The 656-nt window shown below is 54.3% G+C and carries 1 protein-coding gene; it reads right to left on the bottom strand.

Annotation, left to right across the window (positions count from 1 at the left end; all coding sequences use genetic code 11):
• A partial coding sequence (locus Q1A53_RS23350; protein ID WP_299971812.1) for an IS1595 family transposase occupies window positions 1-586 on the bottom strand: 586 nt, incomplete at its 3' end.
• Between the last annotated feature and the right edge of the window lie 70 nt (window positions 587-656).

Raw genomic sequence — 656 nt, 5'->3', positions numbered from 1 at the left:
ACTTCTTGAGGTCGTCCACAACGATAGACTTGGCGCGCTTGGTGGTGCGATCCACCAGAGTGACCATTTTCATCTTGTGTGCGTAGCCACGTGCGTTCTTTGCCTTGGTCACGCCGGGTTCTTTGCCAATGAACGTCTCGTCCACCTCGACAATACCACCGTCACCACCAAAGCCAGCCAGCGCGCCGTCACGCATACACTCGCGGATGCGGTGGGTCAGGAACCACGCGGACTTGTAGGTGATGCCCAGAACGCGGTGAAGCTGGTGGCTGCTGATGCCTTTCTTGCTGGATACCATAAGGTGAATGGCTTGCAGCCACAGGTGAAGCGGCAGGTGGCTTTCCTCGAAGATCGTACCTTTGCGCACTGTGAACTGGCCACGGCAATCGCGGCACTTCCACAGGCCATGACGCTCTTTGCCTTCGGGGTTCTTCTTAGATGGCTTGGTGCGAACACCTTCCAGCCTATATGCGCGGTCACAAACACCACAGTGCGGGCAAACTGTTCCATTGGCCCAGATGATGCTTTCAACGTGCGCGAAAGCTGCGGCTTCGTCGTGCATGTATGGAGCGGATAGAACAGACATGGTATTTTCCTTTAACTCTATGAATTAGAGATAGGAAATACCCGTGGGTTTGTCAAGTATATAATCGCCA

This window comes from uncultured Roseobacter sp. (assembly GCF_947496515.1).
In the GTDB taxonomy this organism is placed as follows: Bacteria; Pseudomonadota; Alphaproteobacteria; order Rhodobacterales; family Rhodobacteraceae; genus Roseobacter.
The sequence above is the reverse complement of the archived record's forward strand: the minus strand, read 5'-3'. Positions and strand labels throughout refer to the sequence as shown.